Below are 17,890 nucleotides of genomic sequence, written 5' to 3'. Positions count from 1 at the left end.
CGGTGTCCGCCTACTTAAAACCTTCATTTGTGTGTTTTCAATCATAGGATTAGTAAATCATTTAGTTGGGTCACCCTCTCGTCCGTTTGAATTACAATTATCTTAAACCAAAGAGCAAAATTCTGTCAAATGAAATTTACCCTCTGTGGAAAATCTTTTACCTAATAAAGCTCAAGGAACTTTCCTTTTGCCTTTTTCCCTTTGGTACAGTATGGATTGCCTGGCCAATAAGCCCTTCCACACTTTCTAACAGGGCTTCATTCATACTAGGGTGGGCAAAGGCCGGAAATTTTGCATCCTCTTCTTTCGCTGCCATTTCCAATAGTTGAACAAATGTGCTTGATAGCTCAACCGCTCCTTCTCCTATCATATGAATGCCTAAAATAAAGTCATTTGAAGCATCTGTCACTACTTTAATAAAGCCATCTTTATTGCCAGTAATCATGGCATAGCCATTACTCCCCAATGCAAATTGATTTACACGAAGATCGATTCCAAGATTTTGGGCTTGCTGTTCAGTCAAACCAACTGAAGCAATTGGCGGAATGGAATGAACAATGGTTGGTAGGAATGCTAAATCTACCTCCGGATTGTCACCAGCAATCGATTCTACTGCGGCTTTGCCTTGCTTAATTGCCTTTACTGCGAGAAGTGGACCTTCCGTCACATCCCCGATCGCGTAAATAGAGGGAACTGTTGTCCTCATATTTCGATCGATCTTTATAAACCCATTTATATTTTGCTCGATACCAAATCGTTGTAGCCCTAGATCCTCTACATTCGGCTTCCTGTTCCCTGCTGCGAACAAATGTGTACCTGAAACATCCTCTTCTTTTCCTTGCGTTCTGAACCTTACATCTATACCTGCTTCTGTTTCCTCGGCTGACAAAATCTTCGCTTCTTTGTAGACCTTTATCTTCTTTTTCTTCAGTAACCTGTTCAATTCCTTAGTGATAGAACTATCAAATATAAAATCATCTGTGTCTTCCAATAGAATTGTCACTTGAGCCCCTAATGCATGAAAGCTTGAAGCCACTTCTAGCGATATATAATCATGGCCATAAACGATTAAATGCTCGGGCAACTCCTGCAAATCAAATATTTCCTGAGAAAGCAGCATACGCTTATTGGTTTTGGGACATCCCTCTGGCAACACAGGGCTACTACCTGTAGCGATAATTGCTTGCTTGAACGTATAAATATCAAATTGGTGGCCATTTTCAACACCAATCCGATCTTCTCCAATCAATCCTGCCTTCCCTTTAATTATCTCTACTTTATTGGCTTTGCAAAGTGTTTCTACACCACTTCTGAGTTGCTCAGTCACTTTCAATTTATAAGAAAGCAGCTTGTTTAGGTTAAATGATGTTTCCCCAACGAAAAGACCTAGCTCTTTCATATGCCCAGTTTCTGACTGTTTTTTCGCAGCATATGTAAACACTTTAGACGGAATGCAGCCCCTATTCAAACAAACGCCGCCAAGTTTTTCTTGTTCAATCAACGTTACGGATAAACCAAGCTGCGCAGCACGAATGGCCGCACTATATCCGCCGGGACCGCCACCGATAATGACCAAATCTCTTTCTTGACTGATATCTCCAACGACCATCTATATCATCTCCAGCATCAGTTTGTTTGGCTGTTCAATTAAACTAGCAAAACGATTTGTAAATGCAACCGCAGTAGCACCATCTGCAACACGGTGATCAAAAGACATGGACAATGTCATCACATGGCCAATAATAATCTCATCGTTCTCCGTCACGATTGGCACTTTTTTTGTTTTATGGAAAGCGATTAGTGCTGTTTCCGGATAGTTGATGATTGGTGTTGCTCCTGTACTTCCAAGTGGCCCCACATTGCTGACAGTAAATGTGCTGTTTTGAATATCAGCAGCCGTAAGCTTACCGTCTTTCGCCTTTTCATTTAAGCATTTCATCTCATCATGAATCTGTTGTATTGATTTTTTATCAGCATGATGAATAACTGGCACAATTAAGCCCTCTTTTGTATCTACTGCCATGCCAAGATGATACTCTTTTTTCAGCAGGATTCTATCGTTTTCTTCATCAAGCTCCGCATTAAATACAGGGAAATCTTTCAAAGCAAATACCAGGGCTTTCATGAAGAAAGCAGGCACCGATACATGAACGCCTTCCTTCTTTAATTCCTCCCGCAGCTTCAGAAGATTTGTCATATTGACTTCGTCAAAATGGGTCACATGTGGAATCGTAAAGAGGGATTTTGTCATTTTCTTCGCGATTTGTTTGCGTATACCCCGGAACGGAATTTCATCAGGCGATATTGGCTTTGCCAGGATTTCTGGCTCTACAATAGTCGATACAGCTTCCTTCTCTGCTAACTGTTCTCCCTTCATAAACCGGTATACATCTTCTTCTGTTACCCTTCCAGAGGGATCCGATGGTGTAACATCTTCAATATTGATATGGTGATCGCGTGCAATTTTGCGTGTATAGGGAGTAGCTAATACGCGATTAAACGAAGAAACAAACTCATTTTTCTCCTTTAATAGCAACGGAACTTCTTCTTTAGGAGTTTCAGATGCCTTCCCTTCACTAACAGGTTCTAAGCTTCCTTCTCCTTCAATGTAAAGCAGCGTCGTACCTACAGCTACTGTTGTGCCTGTACTAATAATAATTTCTTTTATTGTACCGGCTCCAGGTGAGGGCAATTCAGCCACCATCTTATCCGTCTGCACTTCTACAAGCGGCTGGTCAGCTATCACCCGATCTCCTGGTTTAACAAGGTAATGAATAATTTCACCTTCTGTCATTCCTTCTCCGATATCATGAAGTTTTACCTCTAGCATAGACGTTCCCCCATTTCAAAAATCAGAATGCATTTATTCTCTTTATAGAAAAATAGAAGACGCCAGGAATTGGCGCCTTCAGCCACACGATTAGAAATGAACAGCCTTTTCAATACTTTCTAATACACGTGCTGGCGTTGGAAGAAAGTCTTCCTCTAATGCAAAGAAAGGCACTGGCACATCAAAGCCTGTAACACGCTCAATAGGCGCCCGCAAATATAAGAAAGATGTATCGTTAATAATAGAGATAATATCATTGCCAAGACCGCCAGTTAAATGAGCTTCATGAACAATAACAGCTCTCCCTGTTTTTTGTACAGATTCCGCAATGATTTCTCGATCGATTGGATAGAGTGTTCTCAAATCAATAATGTCACAGCTGATTCCTTTTTTCTCGGCTTGCTGCGCCGCCTTTTCTACAATGGTCATCATAGCTCCCCAGGCAATCAGAGTGACATCTGTACCTTCTCTCACCCTTTTTCCTTTGCCAATCTCAACTGTATATTTTCCAACCGGCACTTCTTCTCTTTTCGCACGATAGCTCTTCATAGGCTCAAGCATTAATACCGGGTCTGGGTCTTCCATTGCAGCAATCAGCAGCCCTTTTGCGTCATAGGGAGTAGATGGGCAAACAACCTTTATTCCCGGCATATGTGTGAACAGGGATTCTGTGCTATCAGAATGAATTTCAGGTGAACGTATTCCTGCGCCGTATGGGGCTCGAATAACCATCGGCACAGTATAATGCCCCATAGTTCTCATCCGAAGCCGTGAGACATGTGTCATAATTTGTTCGTAAGCTGGATAAATGAAGCCTAAAAATTGAATTTCCGCAATAGGTTTAAATCCATTGACTGCAAGGCCGATAGATGTACCTATAATTCCAGCTTCTGAAAGGGGTGTATCAACAACACGATCAGTACCAAATTTCTCTTGAAGCCCTTCCGTCGCACGAAAAACTCCGCCATTCTTTCCAATATCCTCGCCAAGAATCATGACACTTTCATCGCTTTCAAGCAGCGTTTTCATCGCATCATTGACAGCTCCTACTATCGTCAAAAGCTGTGTGGCCGTATTTTCTCGTTGTATCTCCTTAACTTCCATTTCCAAAGCCCATTACCCCCTCTTCAAATGTGCAAGATAGGATTCTTTTTGCTCAGCCAGTTGTGTCGGCATTTCAGCGAAAACATGGTCGAACAAATCTTCCACGTTTGCTTTTGGATAGCTTTCCATCTCTTCAACAGCTGTCTCTACTTCTGCTTTGATTAATGCTTCTATCTCAACAATCCAAGCCTCATCCCAGCAGCTGTTTTTCTTCATAAAGCTCTCTAGTCGCACTAATGGATCTACTATCTCTTTCCCTTGGTCTTCCGGACGATATTTTGACGGATCATCTGCAGTTGTATGGGCACCTGTACGCCAAGTCACCGCTTCAATAAGCGTTGGCCCTCTACCGTTTCTAGCATCTGCTAAGGCCTTTTTAGCCTCAAAGTAAACAGAGAAACAGTCATTGCCGTCAATACGTACTCCTGGCATGCCATATGCGACAGCTTTTTGAGCAATCGTTTCAGAATTCATTTGCTTTTCAATCGGAACCGATATGGCATACCGGTTATTCTGATTAAAAAATAAGACAGGTGCTTTTAATACACTGGCGAAATTTAATCCTTCATGGAAATCTCCTTCTGATGTTGCTCCATCTCCAAAATAGGCAATGGCTGCATTCCGCGTCCCTTTACGCATTTCTGCCCAAGCTGCTCCTGCTGCATGCGGCAATTGTGTAGCAATCGGCACAGCAGGCGGAAAAATATTCTTTCCTACAGGCGGAACACACCCCTCTGCTCTTCCATTCCAGTAAAGATAGGTCTCAACCATAGGGGCGCCAAATGTAAGCTTTGCACCGTGATCGCGGTATGTTGGAAACATCCAATCATCCTGCCCCAGTGCTAGTGCACTGCCCACCTGTGAAGCTTCCTGCCCCTCCATTGGTGCATATGTGCCAAGGCGTCCTTGCCGCTGCAAGCTGATCGCTTTTCTATCAAAGGCCCGAATCCGCTTCATATGGTAATACAACTCTTTTGCTAGCTCTTCATGCAATTGTTCACGATAGGAAGCGTCCACTACGTTTCCTTCATCATCTATGATTCTTTTGATCGGAAATTGAGTCTCCATAGTACCCTCCTCGCACACAATTATTTACGAATCGCCCATTTTGGCTTGATAGAAGAAGTGAAGAAGCTGTTTCGCTTTCCTCTGGATGCCATGCGTTGCTCACACATTCGGTTTGCTGCTTCCATCGTAGTGATGCTGTCCAGTCTTGCTTGCTGGTATACTTCAAGAATGGCATCATAAATATGTTTTGTTTTTGCAAGTACACGTTCTTTATTCACACCGTATAATTCATCCGCTACCTGAATGAGACCACCCGAGTTGATAATGTAATCCGGTGCATATAGAATGCCTTTTTCAGTAAGCTGTCTTCCATGCTCTTCAGTAAGAAGTTGATTATTGGCTGAACCAGCGATTGCTTTTACTTTCAACTGTGCAATGGTTTCATCGTTAATAACTCCACCAAAGGCACAAGGAACAAAAACATCTGCTTCTTGTGTATATATTTCATGGCTAGCCACAATAGAAACTGAACCTGGCGTAGTTTTTGCTTTTTCTTGTATCGCCTGTAAGCTTTGTTCGTTGATATCTGTCACAATCAAATGAGCGCCTTCTTCCAGTAAGCCTTCTGCTACTTTAAAGCCAACTTTTCCTAGGCCTTGAACGGCATATGTATGGCCGCCAAGACTGTCTCTACCAAAGAGCGTTCTATTTGTTGCTTTGATGCCATAAAGAACACCCATTGCAGTCGGAACAGAAGAATCTCCTCCGCCTCCATAGGCTTCCGGTACACCAACGATACAATTGGTCTCTTTCATGGCATGAATGAAATCTTCCATATTTGTGCCCATATCTGTCCCCGTATAAAAACGGCCACCCAGCGATTCAACAAACTGACCAAAAGCTCTGAACAATTCAGGTGATTTATCTTTTAACGGATCCCCGATGATAACAGCTTTTCCTCCACCAAAATCAACGTCTGAGGCAGCACATTTATAACTCATGCCTTTCGAGAGGCGCAGGGCATCTTCAAGTGCTTCTTCCACACTGTTATATGGCTGCATACGGCACCCGCCAAGCGCAGGTCCAAGCGTTGTATTATGAATGGCAATAATTGCCTTCAAGCCCGATGCCGGATCGTTGCAAAAGACCACTTGTTCATGTTTAGACATTTTTTCAAAAAGCGTAAATTCTTCTGTTATTGATTTCTTTTCTACCAGATTCATTTTTATCCCCGCTTTCATTGAATGGTTGACGTCTCTTCTCCACTGTAAGCCCTTTCAAAATAGTGCTAATGAAGATAAATAAATGTAACTTTAATTATAAAAGGTTAGAGTGTACAAATATATATCAAACTGATCTAATTTTCTGAAATATTTTAACATTATGAATATATTTATTGATCAATTACTCCGATTTGTAAATTCCTTTTACTGCAGTAAAAAACCCCTTTCCAAAGTGAAAGAGGTCGCGAATGAAAGTCTATTATTCTTTTATTTTAAAGGCTCACGGCCATTCTTGCTCAATAGCTGATGGCAAAACTATTTTTTCCGAAACAGGTGATTTTAGCACGATCGATGTATGGATAATACCGTAGTGAATTAGATAATCAATAAGCTTATTTAAATGATCCACATCATTGACTGCTGCCTTCAATAAATAGTTCACAGTGCCAGTTAAACGGTGACATTCAATGATATCGGGATGGTTTCGAGTCATTTCTTCAAAATCATCATAAAGAACCTTTACTTCACTCACCTGAATGAATAAAAGCAGGTTTCGACCTACTGCATTAGGCAATACTCTTGCTCCAATTTTGTCGATCGTTCCTTTTTCAGTTAACCTTGTAAAACGTTCGGCTACACTTGGCCTGCTGAGGGAGAGTTTTTTTGATAAATCGCTTAGTGTAATTCGTCCATCTTCCTGAAGAATTTTCAAAAGTTGAATATCTGTCACGTCCATGTTATCACCCTCAAACGTTTTATTTTACGCATAGCTTTCTTCTATTCTATTAAAAAAAATAGTCGAAGACGCCAAGAACATCCAAGTAAACAATCACAATCACAACAGGCACAAGGTATTTAATCAATAGGAACCATGTAGCAAAAATTTTCTTTCCAATAGATGAGCCAGAAGAAATCTCTTCTACTAATCTTTCTTTTGAAATTTTCATCGGAACAAAAATGGCGATCAACAAAGCCCCAAGCGGTAGAAGCAAATTACTTACAAGATAATCAGCCGCATCAAAAATAGACTTTTTGAAAATCAATACGTCGCTCCACACACCGTATGACAGTGCAGAAGGTACGCCTACAACAAAAATAAGTAGACCGATGATCCATGAATATTTCATCCGTTTGCTGTCATCGCCTTTTGCTAGTACAGCCACAATAATCTCAAGCATAGAAAAAGCAGAAGTTAATGCGGCAAATAAAAATAGAATTAAAAAGGCAAGTAAAAAGACGATGCCAAACGGAATTTGGTTAAAGACTGTTGGCAGCACATTAAATAGCAATACTGGCCCTGCATCTGGTTTCAGACCAAATGAGAAAACAGCAGGGAAAATAGCCAATCCAGCTAACACTGCTACAAGCAGGTTCATGACCACGATGGAAATAGCGGATTGTGGGATACTTTCCTTCTTAGATAAATAGGAGCTGTATGTGACCATGACGGATACCCCAACACTCAAGGTAAAGAATGACTGCCCCATGGCAAATAAGATTGTATCCGAAGTAATCTTTGATAAATCAGGATTAAGAAAGAATTCAAGTCCTTTCATTGATCCTTCTAGTGTTAAAGAACGAATAATAATAAGCAGGAATAAAATAAACAATGCCGGCATCATAAATTGGCTTGCCTTTTCAATACCAGCTGTTACACCCCGTGAAACCACATAAATCGTGATTGCCATAAACAAAAATTGACCGAAAATAGAAAGGAATGGACTGGATATCGTTTCGCCAAATAAAGTCCCATATTGGACTTCTGTTAGACCATTTAAAGCCCCGGTAAAACCTTTATAAATGTAAATTAAGATCCATCCGCCTACTACACTATAAAATGATAGCAAGATAAAGCATGTAAAAATGCCAAGCCTTCCAATAAAATGCCATGAAGAGTTTGGCGCTAGTTCCTTATATGATTCTATTGCATCTTTTTGCGTACTTCTTCCGATAATGAACTCTCCAATTAAAAGCGGCAAACCGACAAGCAATGTAAAGAGAATAAAAATGAGTAGAAAAATTCCTCCCCCGCTTGTACCCGCTACATAAGGAAACTTCCAGATAGCGCCGAGCCCAATTGCAGAACCAGCAGCTGCCAGAATGAACCCCAGCTTCGATGACCATTGTTCTTTCTGTTCCAATACTCCACCCCTTCATATTTATTAAACAGGAAAACGCTTACACTTCTCTCTTTTAATCCCCTCTATTGGTATAACGTTTTTCCAACTACATTTTATCAACCCGTTATATGAAAATCAACATTATTTTCTGAAAACTCTATCACCTATATTCAACAAAATCCGCTCCTTACAAGGGGATATTTTCCTTGTAAGGATTAATCAGTACTATATATCCTTTTCTCCAAGGATAACAGTCGCACCTTGCTTCGCCGCACGAAATCTGATTTCTTTTACTTCTTGTGCTGCAAAATTAAGCTGCTCATCTGCCGATTCCATCATTCTTTCGAACAATTCCTTAACAGTCGGTACATCATCAATTAGTCCTGCAATTTGGCCACTGTTAATAAAGCCATTTTCCATATCGCCTTTCAACGCGCCTTGTATATGTTTATCTTCCGAAGTCCATTCTGTATACTGATCTAACGTCATTCCCTCTTGTTCCTGCTCGTGTAAGCGCCTTGCATAAGGATTTTTTAAAATCCGTCTGACCCTGCCAACACTGCGACCCAAAATCATCGTTTCTGTATCCTCTGCTTGGACAAGATGATTCTTGTACACTTCATGGAATGGCGCCTCTTTTGTTGCAATCAGCCTTGTCCCTATTTGTACGCCGCTTGCGCCAAGCATAAGAGCTGCTGCCAGACCTCTACCATCCCCAATCCCACCAGCAGCTAGTACCGGTACATTTACATGCTCCACAATCTGTGGGACCAGTGTAAATGTAGTTAATTCAAAAGAAGAGTTAATACCTGCTGCTTCGAATCCTTCCGCTACAAGGATATCCGCACCAGCTGCCTCTGCTTTTTGTGCATGTTTAACAGATGCTACAAGTACAATTACCTTGATTCCATGTTCATGGAGTAGTGGAATGAGTGGTGCTGGATTACCTGCTGATAGTGAAACAAACGGAATTTTATGCTTGATAACCAAATCAATAAGATCTTTTGTATGAGGTGATACGCTTATTGCTATATTTACCGCAAAGCTTTTAGCTGTAAGCTGTTTAGTTTCTAGAATAATCTTTTCTACCTCACCAGGATCCATAGTACCGCACCCAATCGTGCCAAGCCCTCCCGCTTCAGAAACGGCAGCGGTTAATTGGGCATTGCTTATATTGCCCATCCCCCCTTGGATAATAGGATAGTTTATTTGAAGCAATTCACAAACATCTATCATTTTTTCTCCTCCCTTTGAAATTATGTTATAATAAATAGAATAGAAAAACAATTTAGAAAATTACTAACGGAGGGTATGCTATGATTATTGCTTTTAACGGGAAAAATCCGCAGCTCGAAGAAAATGTATTTATTGCACCTGGCTCTCAACTGATAGGAGATGTCCATGTCGGCTCAGAATCGACCATTTGGTTTAATGCTGTGCTTCGCGGCGACGAAGGCTCCATTACAATAGGTAAACGATGCAGCATCCAAGATAACTCAACCATACATTTGTATGAAGGTTCTCCGGTTGTCGTGGAAGATGAAGTAACGGTTGGCCATAATGTTATTTTGCATGGCTGTAAGGTGGGGAAACGTTCAATTATTGGCATGGGGTCCACCATACTAGACAATACAGAAATCGGTGAAGAGTGCATTATTGGCGCCAACACTTTAATTCCGAGCGGCAAGAAAATTCCTCCTCGTTCACTTGTGGTTGGCTCACCTGGTAAAGTGGTCCGCGAACTAAATGACAAAGACCTTGAACTCATTCAGTTGTCTATTGATACGTATGTGCAAAAAGGATATGACTTTAGAAAAGCTTTAGAGCAAGATTAAACTATGTTAGCACCCAACAGACATCTAACTATCAGCTAGTAGTAAATAGTATGAACCAATGGGTTAAAAGATGCCTTGGATATATTTTATATACTAGTAGATTGAAAACCCAGAAAGCTTTTCGTTTTCTGGGTTTTACTTTGGATTCTCATTGACTAGATATGGATGATGCGCTGCATTATACGTTTTGTCTTTACGACGCATATCATTATCCTCACTGAATACTTCTTCAAAAAATCGGCTGGCTGGCTCTGCCAGTAATTTGTAGTATTGGCTGAATAGAAGTGAGGCATGGTCACCATTCCACAAAGGAGGTAACAACTCTTTTGGCAATCCCGGGTCGGTAAATAGAAATTTACGGTATTCATGCACTAGGTTCGCCCGCGCAACAAAACATTCCGCATCTGTCATTTGCCCAGTTGCCATAGCACTTTGGTGGATAATATATCTTTTGCTATATGTTGCAATAAACTCTTCATACTTTCCTTCAATCTCTTGTAGCGGCCAACTTTTTTCGACAAGTGCACGGTCTTCATTTGGCCCTTTGTAATCTGAAACAAAGAAATCAACATACTCGCTTATTTCATATTTTTCAACTAGCATCTTCACTTCTTTTTCAAGATCGTTTGGTGAAATCCAACAGCCACTTGAAAAGCTCCCGAAACCACTCCATAGTAGCTCTTTGCGTAATTCATCACGGATTAACCTTTTTTCTTCTGGAATGGTATACATCAGCATGCGCCATTTGCCATCCCATGAATGTGCCTTTAACTTGAAAATCCGGTGTGCTGCTTCTTCCATACGCGCTTCTCCCCGTGGTGTAAGGTAATAATAGCTTTTGTTCCCCTTTTTTTCGGATACAATCCAGCCCTGCTTCACCATTCGAGAGACAGCAACTCGAACGGATTGCTCATTATGTCCAAACTCTTTCAATACACGAATTAAACTGCCGATCCATATTTTATTTCCGTAATGACGAATATAGTCGCCATAGATGGTGAAAATCATTGATTGTGTATTCGCCATTTCATTCCTCTCTTTCTTCTTTTTTCGACATTTCTTTATTTTCTTATTATAACGTTAATTTGATAGAATGCCTACTTGCCGATATACTCTGGTTCCCTTTTTTCACTAAAAGCCTGAAGTGCTTCTAAGCGATCTCTTGTTGGTATCGTCAGTTCATAAGCTTTAGCTTCAATAGCCAGACCTGTTTGTAAGTCTGTATTCATTCCTTGTGTGATAGCATATTTGGCTTGTTTTAAAGCAACAGGACCATTTTTCATCATATCTACCGCCAATTGTTCACAGGTACTCATTAATTCCTCTTTCTTCACTACTTGCAATACAACCCCCATGGACAATCCTTCTTGTGCTGAAAATTTCTTGGCGGTAAAAATGAGTTCCTTCGCTTTCATTTCCCCTACTAATCTAGGCAGGCGCTGTGTTCCACCTGCTCCTGGTATGATGGCCCAGCTTGTTTCAGTCAAACCCATTTGCGTATCTTCTACTGCGATGGGGAAGTCACAAGCAATCATCAATTCAAATCCACCGCCCAGTGCATAGCCATTGACTGCTGCAATGGTTGGCTGTGGGAGGCTCGCAATGCCATTGAATACATCGCGAATTGCTTTTACATTTCGTCGGACTTCTGCTTCGGTTAAATGTTTGCGCTCTTTTAAATCAGCACCTGCGCTAAATGCTTTATTGCCGGCACCAGTAAATATGACTACTTTAACCTCTGGGTCAATCGAAATTTCATCTGTAACTTCTTGTAAGCATTTAAGAGTCTCATAATTAAAACAATTAAGAGATTCTTCCCGATTAATAGTTACATAAGCAATATTATTTTTCTTCGTATATAATACGGTCGACATACTACCATTCCTTTCTATTAAAAAGACTGTCCGTCTTCATCCGAGGACACCGAAAGTCTCAACTCCACAGTTCTTATTGTACTAATTTGATAAGAAAACGAAGTGTGAACAGCTGCGCGTTCCTGGGAGCGAGCGGTGAGTCTCCTCGTTCGATTCTCTCCCTGTGGGGACTCACCTGACTCGCTAATTCCCGAGGAGTCTCCGCTGCTCACACTTCAATTAAATTTTACTTATCAAATCTATACTAATAAAATTGCGCTTTTACTCTTTCAGTGCATCTCTTCTTCCATTGCCCTTTTATTTCACAAAAAGAACAATAGCATCTGAAGGGACAGCTTATTTGTAATGTTTATTCATTATAATTTTCTACAATAGCTGCAATGCCTTGACCGACACCAATACACATTGTGGCCAATCCGAATTTTTCGTTTCTCCTTTTCATCTCATAAAGAAGCGTTGTCAAAATACGCGCCCCACTAGCACCTAATGGATGGCCAAAAGCGATGGCTCCTCCGTTGACATTCACTTTATTCGAATCTAATTCTAGCTGGCGAATGCATTCAATTGACTGGGAAGCAAAAGCTTCGTTCAACTCGATAAGCCCGATATCATTTACAGTCAGGTCTGCTCGTCTAAGTGCTTTTTGGGTTGCGTAAATTGGGCCAAGACCCATAACGGCCGGTTCTAGCCCCGCTGTAGCTCCTGTTATATATTTGGCGAGCGGCTTTACATTTAGCTCTTTCGCTTTTTCCGCGCTCATAAGCAGCAATGCAGCTGCCCCATCGTTTACCCCAGATGCATTTCCCGCTGTCACAGTACCACCTTCAAAAAGTGGCTTTAACCTTCCAAGCTTTTCAAGTGTTGTCTCTGGACGCGGATGTTCATCACGGTCAACAACCATTTCACTTCCTTTGCGGTCCTTATATACAACCGGAACAATCTCTTCCGTAAAACGATTTTCTTCCAATGCTTTTTTGGCCCGTTGCTGACTTTCATGGGCAAATGCGTCTTGATCCTCACGAGAAATGGCATAGCGCTGCGCAACATTTTCTGCCGTTTGCGGCATAGAGTCTGTTCCATACATTTCATGTAGCACAGGATTAGTAAAACGCCAGCCGATTGTTGTATCTTGCAGTTCCATATTTCCCCGTGGGAACTCCTGATTTGGCTTTGCCATGACTAATGGCGCTCGTGTCATGCTTTCTGTCCCGCCTGCAATAAAGATATCTCCTTCGCCTACTGCAATTGCTCGTGCAGCATACATCACAGCATCTAAGCCTGAGCCGCACAGGCGATTAACCGTGGTGCCGCCGACCTCTACTGGAAGACCTGCAAGTAGGGCTGCCATTCTTGCCACATTGCGGTTGTCTTCTCCAGCTTGGTTCGCGTTGCCTAATACAACTTCTTCAATCTGTTCTGGAGGGATTGTCGGGTTTCGCTCAAGCAATGCTTTAATGACAACTGCTCCAAGATCATCCGGCCTGACATCCTTTAATGAACCTTTATATCTGCCAATTGGCGTACGGACTGCATCTACAATAACGACTTCTCTCATTTTTTTATCAGTTCTTTTTGATCAGTATAGTCATACACGCCTCTTCCACTTTTGCGGCCAAGCCTTCCCGCTTTCACATACTGTTCAAGAAGTGGTGCAGGACGATATTTTTCACCTAGCTTTTCATGCAAATACTTTAAGTTGTTCAAACGGACATCAAGGCCCACAAGATCAACTAATTCAAAGGGACCCATTGGATAATTCAATCCAAGTTTTATCGCTTTATCAATCTCTTCAGGCGTGCCGAGCCCTTCTTGTAACATATAGAAGGCCTCATTACCGACCAATGCACTGATCCGACTTGTCACAAACCCAGGGAATTCATTAATGACAACGGTCTCCTTCTCCATTTTTTCAGCGACTTCTCTAATCACAGCTGCTGTTTCATCGCTTGTTTCTAGCCCGCGGATAATTTCAACGAGAGGCATTTTATGTACAGGGTTGAAAAAATGCATCGCAATCGTTTTATCCGGACGCTTCGCATAGGAAGCAATCTCTGTCGGACTCATAGTAGAAGTATTTGTTGCGAAGTAGCAATGCTCTTGGGCATGCTCCTCCATCATTTCAAATACTTGTTTCTTAATAGCTGCTACTTCTGGTACAGCTTCAATCAGTAAATCAGCCCCTGTCGCGACGAATGCTAAGTCTGTTTCAAAATGTAAATTTCCACGAGCCTGTTCTGCTACCTCTACAGTGATATGTCCGCGGGAGATGCTTTTTTCAAAAATGGTCTCAATCTCTTTTTTTGCATTATGCAATGCCTCTTCGCTTACATCTGCAACTGTGACAGAGTATCCGCCAAGTGCTCCAACATAGGCAATTCCTCTACCCATGACACCTGAACCAATGACGCCAATGCGGTTGATCATATTTTTCTCCTCCTTTATGCAGGAAAACGGACAAGAGATCATGGTCACCTGTCCGTCTTCAATAAATAGCTTAAACGCCTAATGGATTAAGGGGACGGCTGCCATAGTAAGATAGGATACTCTTTGTTTCTGTATAGAGATCCAGTGACTCAATACTTAACTCGCGGCCAAAGCCTGACTGTTTGTATCCGCCAAATGGCGTTCCCGGAAATGCAGAAAATGGACAGTTGACCATGACAATACCTGCTTGAATCCCATTGGCTACACGTGTTGCTTTGGCGCCGTCTTTTGTCCAAACCGCAGAACCGAGACCAAATTCCGTATCGTTCGCCAGCTTAATCGCTTCTTTTTCATCTTTAAACTTCATGACAACAACAACAGGTCCAAAGATTTCCTCTTTTACTGCTTTCATATCATGATTCACATTAGCAATCACAGTTGGTTCATACCAGAAGCCATTTTCAAAGCCTTCAGGTTTTGCCACGTTCCCACCAGCAAGAATTTCTGCGCCATCTTCCACCGCAGATTTTACATAGCTGTCAATTGTGTCAAGCTGACGTTGGTCGATGATTGCCCCCATATGTGTACCTTTATCAAATGGATCGCCCAGTTTAATAGCTTTTGCCTTTTGGACGAACTTGCTCATGAATTCCTCATATATGTCTTCTTGCACATACAAGCGTGAACGTGCTTCGCAAGATTGTCCGCTATTATAGAAAATACCAAACAATGATCCATCAACTGCCGCATCAATGTCTGCGTCATTAAAGACAAGATTAGGTGATTTGCCTCCAAGCTCAAGTGTCACGCGCTTTAATGATTGCGATGCTTTGGCCATAATGTCTTTACCGATTGGCGTAGAACCTGTGAATGCAACTTTATCCACTTGTGGATGACCCACTAGATAATCGCCCACTTCTGCACCTGAACCAGGAATAATATTTACAACGCCTGCAGGAACACCTGCTTCTAGGCAAATTTCACCTAGAATAATCGTTGTAAGCGGCGTAAGAGAAGCAGGTTTAACAATAACGGAACAGCCAACAGCAATCGCCGGTGCCACTTTCCATGCAGCCATCATCATTGGATAATTCCATGGCGTGATTTGGGCACAAACACCGACAGGTTCTTTTTCTGTATAGTTATGGAATTGCCCAGGCACATTATTAACCGTCCCGCGGTGGCCGATAATCGCGCCTGCGTAGAATTCAAAATCTTCAATGGCTTGCATAACCTGTCCCTGTGCAGCATGGATAGACTTACCTGTATCAAGAATTTCTAGTTCCACTAGTTCGTTGAAACGGGCACGCATAGTAGAAGCAATCTTATTCAATACTTGTGCACGGCGGCCGACAGGGTATTTCTTCCATTTACCGTTATCAAATGCTTCGCGTGCAGCAGATACCGCTCGATCTGCATCCTCTTTTGAAGCTTTTGCTACTTCAGCCACCAATTCGCCGGTTGCAGGATTGTATACTTTTATCGTTTCGTCACTGCTGCTTTTTACCTTCTCTCCGTTAATGATTAAATGGTAAAAATCTCGTTTCATTGCTGCTTGTTCCACTTTAATTTCTTGAGTTGTTGACATCTATTCCACTCCTTTTATTTTCCTTGGAAAACTGGTTTTCTCTTCTGCATAAACGCATCAACACCCTCACGATGATCAGCTGTCAAACCAGCGATACGTTGTCCTTGGGCTTCACGTTCAAGATATTCGTCAAATGAAAGTGTGCTTGCCTCTTTCAGTGACCGTTTGATTAAGCCCATTGCCTTTGTCGGCATAGTTGCGAGGCGGGCTGCAAATGTGTGTACTTCATCTGTAAATGTTTCTGCTGTATAAACTCTATTAGCGAGACCAATCTCAACAGCTCTCTCTGCCGGTACTTTCTCACCCAGCATAGCTAGCTCAGCTGCTTTTCCTTCCCCTACAAGCTTCGTTAGGAAATATAGATTGCCTGAATCCGGTATGAGCCCAACATGTATAAAAGCATTAACGAAACTAGCATTCTCAGAAACTAAGCGAAAATCACAAGCAAGCGCTAGAGAAAATCCAGCACCAGCGGCAACTCCGTTCACGGCCGCTACTATTGGCTTTTCGCATCGTCTCATCTCTTTTACCATTGGTCCGTAATGCGATCTTAAAATATCTCCGTGATCCATCGTTTCATCTACGTCAGACAAATCTTGGCCGGAACAAAACGCTCGACCTGCTCCTGTGATCACTATTGTTCGGACTTCTTCATCTCGTGAAGCTGTCTTAACAGCATCTTTGATTTCACTGTTCATCCTTGCTGTAAACGCGTTAAGTTTGTCGGGTCTGTTCAACGTGAGCCAGGCAACTCCATCTCTTACGTCATAATGAATGGTTTCAAACATAGATGCAGCTCCTTATCTACCTTTATATTCTGGTTTTCTTTTTTCTACAAAAGCATTCATGCCTTCTTTCTGATCCTGTGAAGCAAAAAGCAGATAAAAATTTTTCCGTTCATATTGCATGCCCTCGTATAGTGGATAATCGACAGCCTTATTGACTGAATCCTTAATCAGACGTAAAGAAAGTGGGGGCTGTTTTGCAATCTTGGCCGCAAATTTTAATGTTTCTTCCATTAATAATTCCGGGGAAACAATTTGATTAATCACACCATGTGTTAAAGCATCTTCTGCTGGAATCCTCTCTCCTGTCCAGAGCCACTGAAGCGCTTTTGTACGTCCTGCCAGCTTTGTCAGCCTTTGAGTCCCACCAGCTCCAGGCATAACACCGAGTGATACTTCCGGGAAACTAAATTCAGTGCCAGAAGCCGCGATTAAAAGATCGCAGCATAATGCAAGCTCAAATCCGCCGCCAAATACAAACCCTTTCACCGCTCCGATAATGGGCTTTTTTATGAGTGAGAGCCGGTCCCAATCGGCAAACTGGTTTAACAATTCCAGCCGAATCGGATCATCCTCCGCCATTTCATCAATATCAGCGCCAGCTGAGAAAGAGTGACCCTTTCCGGTTAAGACAATCACCTGCACCTCTTCATTTCGGTCAAATGACTCCATTGCTTCCACGACTTCACTGACCATTTTTCGATTAAGAGCATTTAACTGGCGGGGGCGGTTTAACTCTATGACCGCCGTTCCGCCTGTTATAAATGTGTCGATACAGTCAAAAGCACTCATTCTACTTCCTCGCCGATCATCAATGTTACAAGATCACCTGCAAATCCCATTAAATCTTTTCCGGAAGCTTTCCCTTCATCCGACTTCATGCCGCTTTTCAAATCTTCCATGCTGTCATAAATCATTTCGCACATGAGATAAAGATCTGGTTTGCCGCCTGTCATCACATTTTTAGTAAATCTCGTTACTTTCATTTCACGAAGGCCTGGAATTTTTGCTGTAACAGGGCCGTGAACATTAAAATAATGCTCATCAAATTTCTCTTTGTCTTTCGGTTGTTTGTATAATGCCACTACTTTTGCCATTC

Annotated in this window: 17 protein-coding genes; 1 reads left to right on the top strand and 16 read right to left on the bottom strand. The window is 41.9% G+C overall.

What is annotated here, in order from left to right; translation table 11 throughout:
• Positions 1 to 157 precede the first annotated feature (157 nt).
• From lpdA to M2M59_RS03290, 8 genes are all read right to left on the bottom strand, one after another.
• Positions 158 to 1,609: a dihydrolipoyl dehydrogenase gene (lpdA, locus tag M2M59_RS03325; protein ID WP_249775517.1), complete on the bottom strand. Its 1,452-nt coding sequence runs from the start codon at positions 1,607 to 1,609 to the stop codon at positions 158 to 160.
• Entirely contained in the window at positions 1,610 to 2,830 is a 1,221-nt protein-coding gene (locus M2M59_RS03320) for a dihydrolipoamide acetyltransferase family protein (RefSeq protein ID WP_249775516.1), read from the bottom strand.
• 90 nt (positions 2,831 to 2,920) lie between these two features.
• Positions 2,921 to 3,934 (bottom strand): alpha-ketoacid dehydrogenase subunit beta, encoded by a 1,014-nt coding sequence (locus M2M59_RS03315; protein WP_249775973.1) that lies wholly within the window; start codon positions 3,932 to 3,934, stop codon positions 2,921 to 2,923.
• Between the two features lie 12 nt (positions 3,935 to 3,946).
• Positions 3,947 to 5,002 carry a pyruvate dehydrogenase (acetyl-transferring) E1 component subunit alpha gene (gene pdhA, locus M2M59_RS03310; RefSeq protein WP_249775515.1) on the bottom strand — a complete coding sequence of 352 codons (1,056 nt, stop codon included), beginning with the start codon at positions 5,000 to 5,002 and terminating at the stop codon, positions 3,947 to 3,949.
• 20 nt (positions 5,003 to 5,022) lie between these two features.
• Positions 5,023 to 6,165, bottom strand: coding sequence for a Leu/Phe/Val dehydrogenase (locus M2M59_RS03305; protein WP_249775514.1), 1,143 nt, complete (start codon positions 6,163 to 6,165; stop codon positions 5,023 to 5,025).
• A gap of 280 nt (positions 6,166 to 6,445) precedes the next feature.
• Positions 6,446 to 6,901 carry an Lrp/AsnC family transcriptional regulator gene (locus M2M59_RS03300; protein ID WP_066784673.1) on the bottom strand — a complete coding sequence of 152 codons (456 nt, stop codon included), beginning with the start codon at positions 6,899 to 6,901 and terminating at the stop codon, positions 6,446 to 6,448.
• 49 nt (positions 6,902 to 6,950) lie between these two features.
• Entirely contained in the window at positions 6,951 to 8,306 is a 1,356-nt protein-coding gene (locus tag M2M59_RS03295) for a sodium-dependent transporter (protein WP_147194671.1), read from the bottom strand.
• A 204-nt stretch (positions 8,307 to 8,510) separates the two neighbouring features.
• Positions 8,511 to 9,521, bottom strand: coding sequence for an NAD(P)H-dependent flavin oxidoreductase (locus M2M59_RS03290; RefSeq protein ID WP_249775513.1), 1,011 nt, complete (start codon positions 9,519 to 9,521; stop codon positions 8,511 to 8,513).
• Between the two features lie 80 nt (positions 9,522 to 9,601).
• Between M2M59_RS03290 and M2M59_RS03285 the strand changes: the two genes are divergently transcribed.
• Complete coding sequence (locus M2M59_RS03285) at positions 9,602 to 10,120, top strand: gamma carbonic anhydrase family protein (RefSeq protein WP_147194676.1); 519 nt, start codon at positions 9,602 to 9,604, stop codon at positions 10,118 to 10,120.
• A gap of 135 nt (positions 10,121 to 10,255) precedes the next feature.
• Here the strand turns inward: M2M59_RS03285 and paaX are convergent, their stop codons facing one another.
• The 8 genes from paaX to M2M59_RS03245 form a co-directional block, all read right to left on the bottom strand.
• Entirely contained in the window at positions 10,256 to 11,146 is an 891-nt protein-coding gene (gene paaX / locus M2M59_RS03280) for a phenylacetic acid degradation operon negative regulatory protein PaaX (protein WP_147194679.1), read from the bottom strand.
• 71 nt (positions 11,147 to 11,217) lie between these two features.
• Positions 11,218 to 11,994 carry an enoyl-CoA hydratase-related protein gene (locus M2M59_RS03275; protein WP_249775512.1) on the bottom strand — a complete coding sequence of 259 codons (777 nt, stop codon included), beginning with the start codon at positions 11,992 to 11,994 and terminating at the stop codon, positions 11,218 to 11,220.
• Between the two features lie 349 nt (positions 11,995 to 12,343).
• On the bottom strand, positions 12,344 to 13,549 hold the full coding sequence (locus tag M2M59_RS03270; RefSeq protein ID WP_249775511.1) for a thiolase family protein: 1,206 nt from the start codon (positions 13,547 to 13,549) through the stop codon (positions 12,344 to 12,346).
• Complete coding sequence (locus tag M2M59_RS03265) at positions 13,546 to 14,418, bottom strand: 3-hydroxyacyl-CoA dehydrogenase (protein WP_249775510.1); 873 nt, start codon at positions 14,416 to 14,418, stop codon at positions 13,546 to 13,548. Before M2M59_RS03265 ends, M2M59_RS03270 begins: the two co-directional genes overlap by 4 nt.
• Before the next feature lie 70 nt (positions 14,419 to 14,488).
• Positions 14,489 to 16,006 carry an aldehyde dehydrogenase family protein gene (locus tag M2M59_RS03260; protein WP_249775509.1) on the bottom strand — a complete coding sequence of 506 codons (1,518 nt, stop codon included), beginning with the start codon at positions 16,004 to 16,006 and terminating at the stop codon, positions 14,489 to 14,491.
• Positions 16,007 to 16,020: 14 nt separating this feature from the next.
• On the bottom strand, positions 16,021 to 16,794 hold the full coding sequence (locus M2M59_RS03255) for an enoyl-CoA hydratase-related protein (protein WP_249775508.1): 774 nt from the start codon (positions 16,792 to 16,794) through the stop codon (positions 16,021 to 16,023).
• Positions 16,795 to 16,806: 12 nt separating this feature from the next.
• Positions 16,807 to 17,583, bottom strand: coding sequence for an enoyl-CoA hydratase/isomerase family protein (locus tag M2M59_RS03250; RefSeq protein WP_147194697.1), 777 nt, complete (start codon positions 17,581 to 17,583; stop codon positions 16,807 to 16,809).
• Positions 17,580 to 17,888 (bottom strand): EthD family reductase, encoded by a 309-nt coding sequence (locus M2M59_RS03245; protein WP_249775507.1) that lies wholly within the window; start codon positions 17,886 to 17,888, stop codon positions 17,580 to 17,582. Before M2M59_RS03245 ends, M2M59_RS03250 begins: the two co-directional genes overlap by 4 nt.
• Positions 17,889 to 17,890: the final 2 nt, after the last annotated feature.

The organism is Rummeliibacillus sp. G93, from assembly GCF_023515935.1.
Lineage (GTDB): Bacteria > Bacillota > Bacilli > Bacillales_A > Planococcaceae > Rummeliibacillus > Rummeliibacillus stabekisii.
Note: the sequence above shows the minus strand (reverse complement) of the source record. Positions and strands in the feature narration are given on the sequence as shown.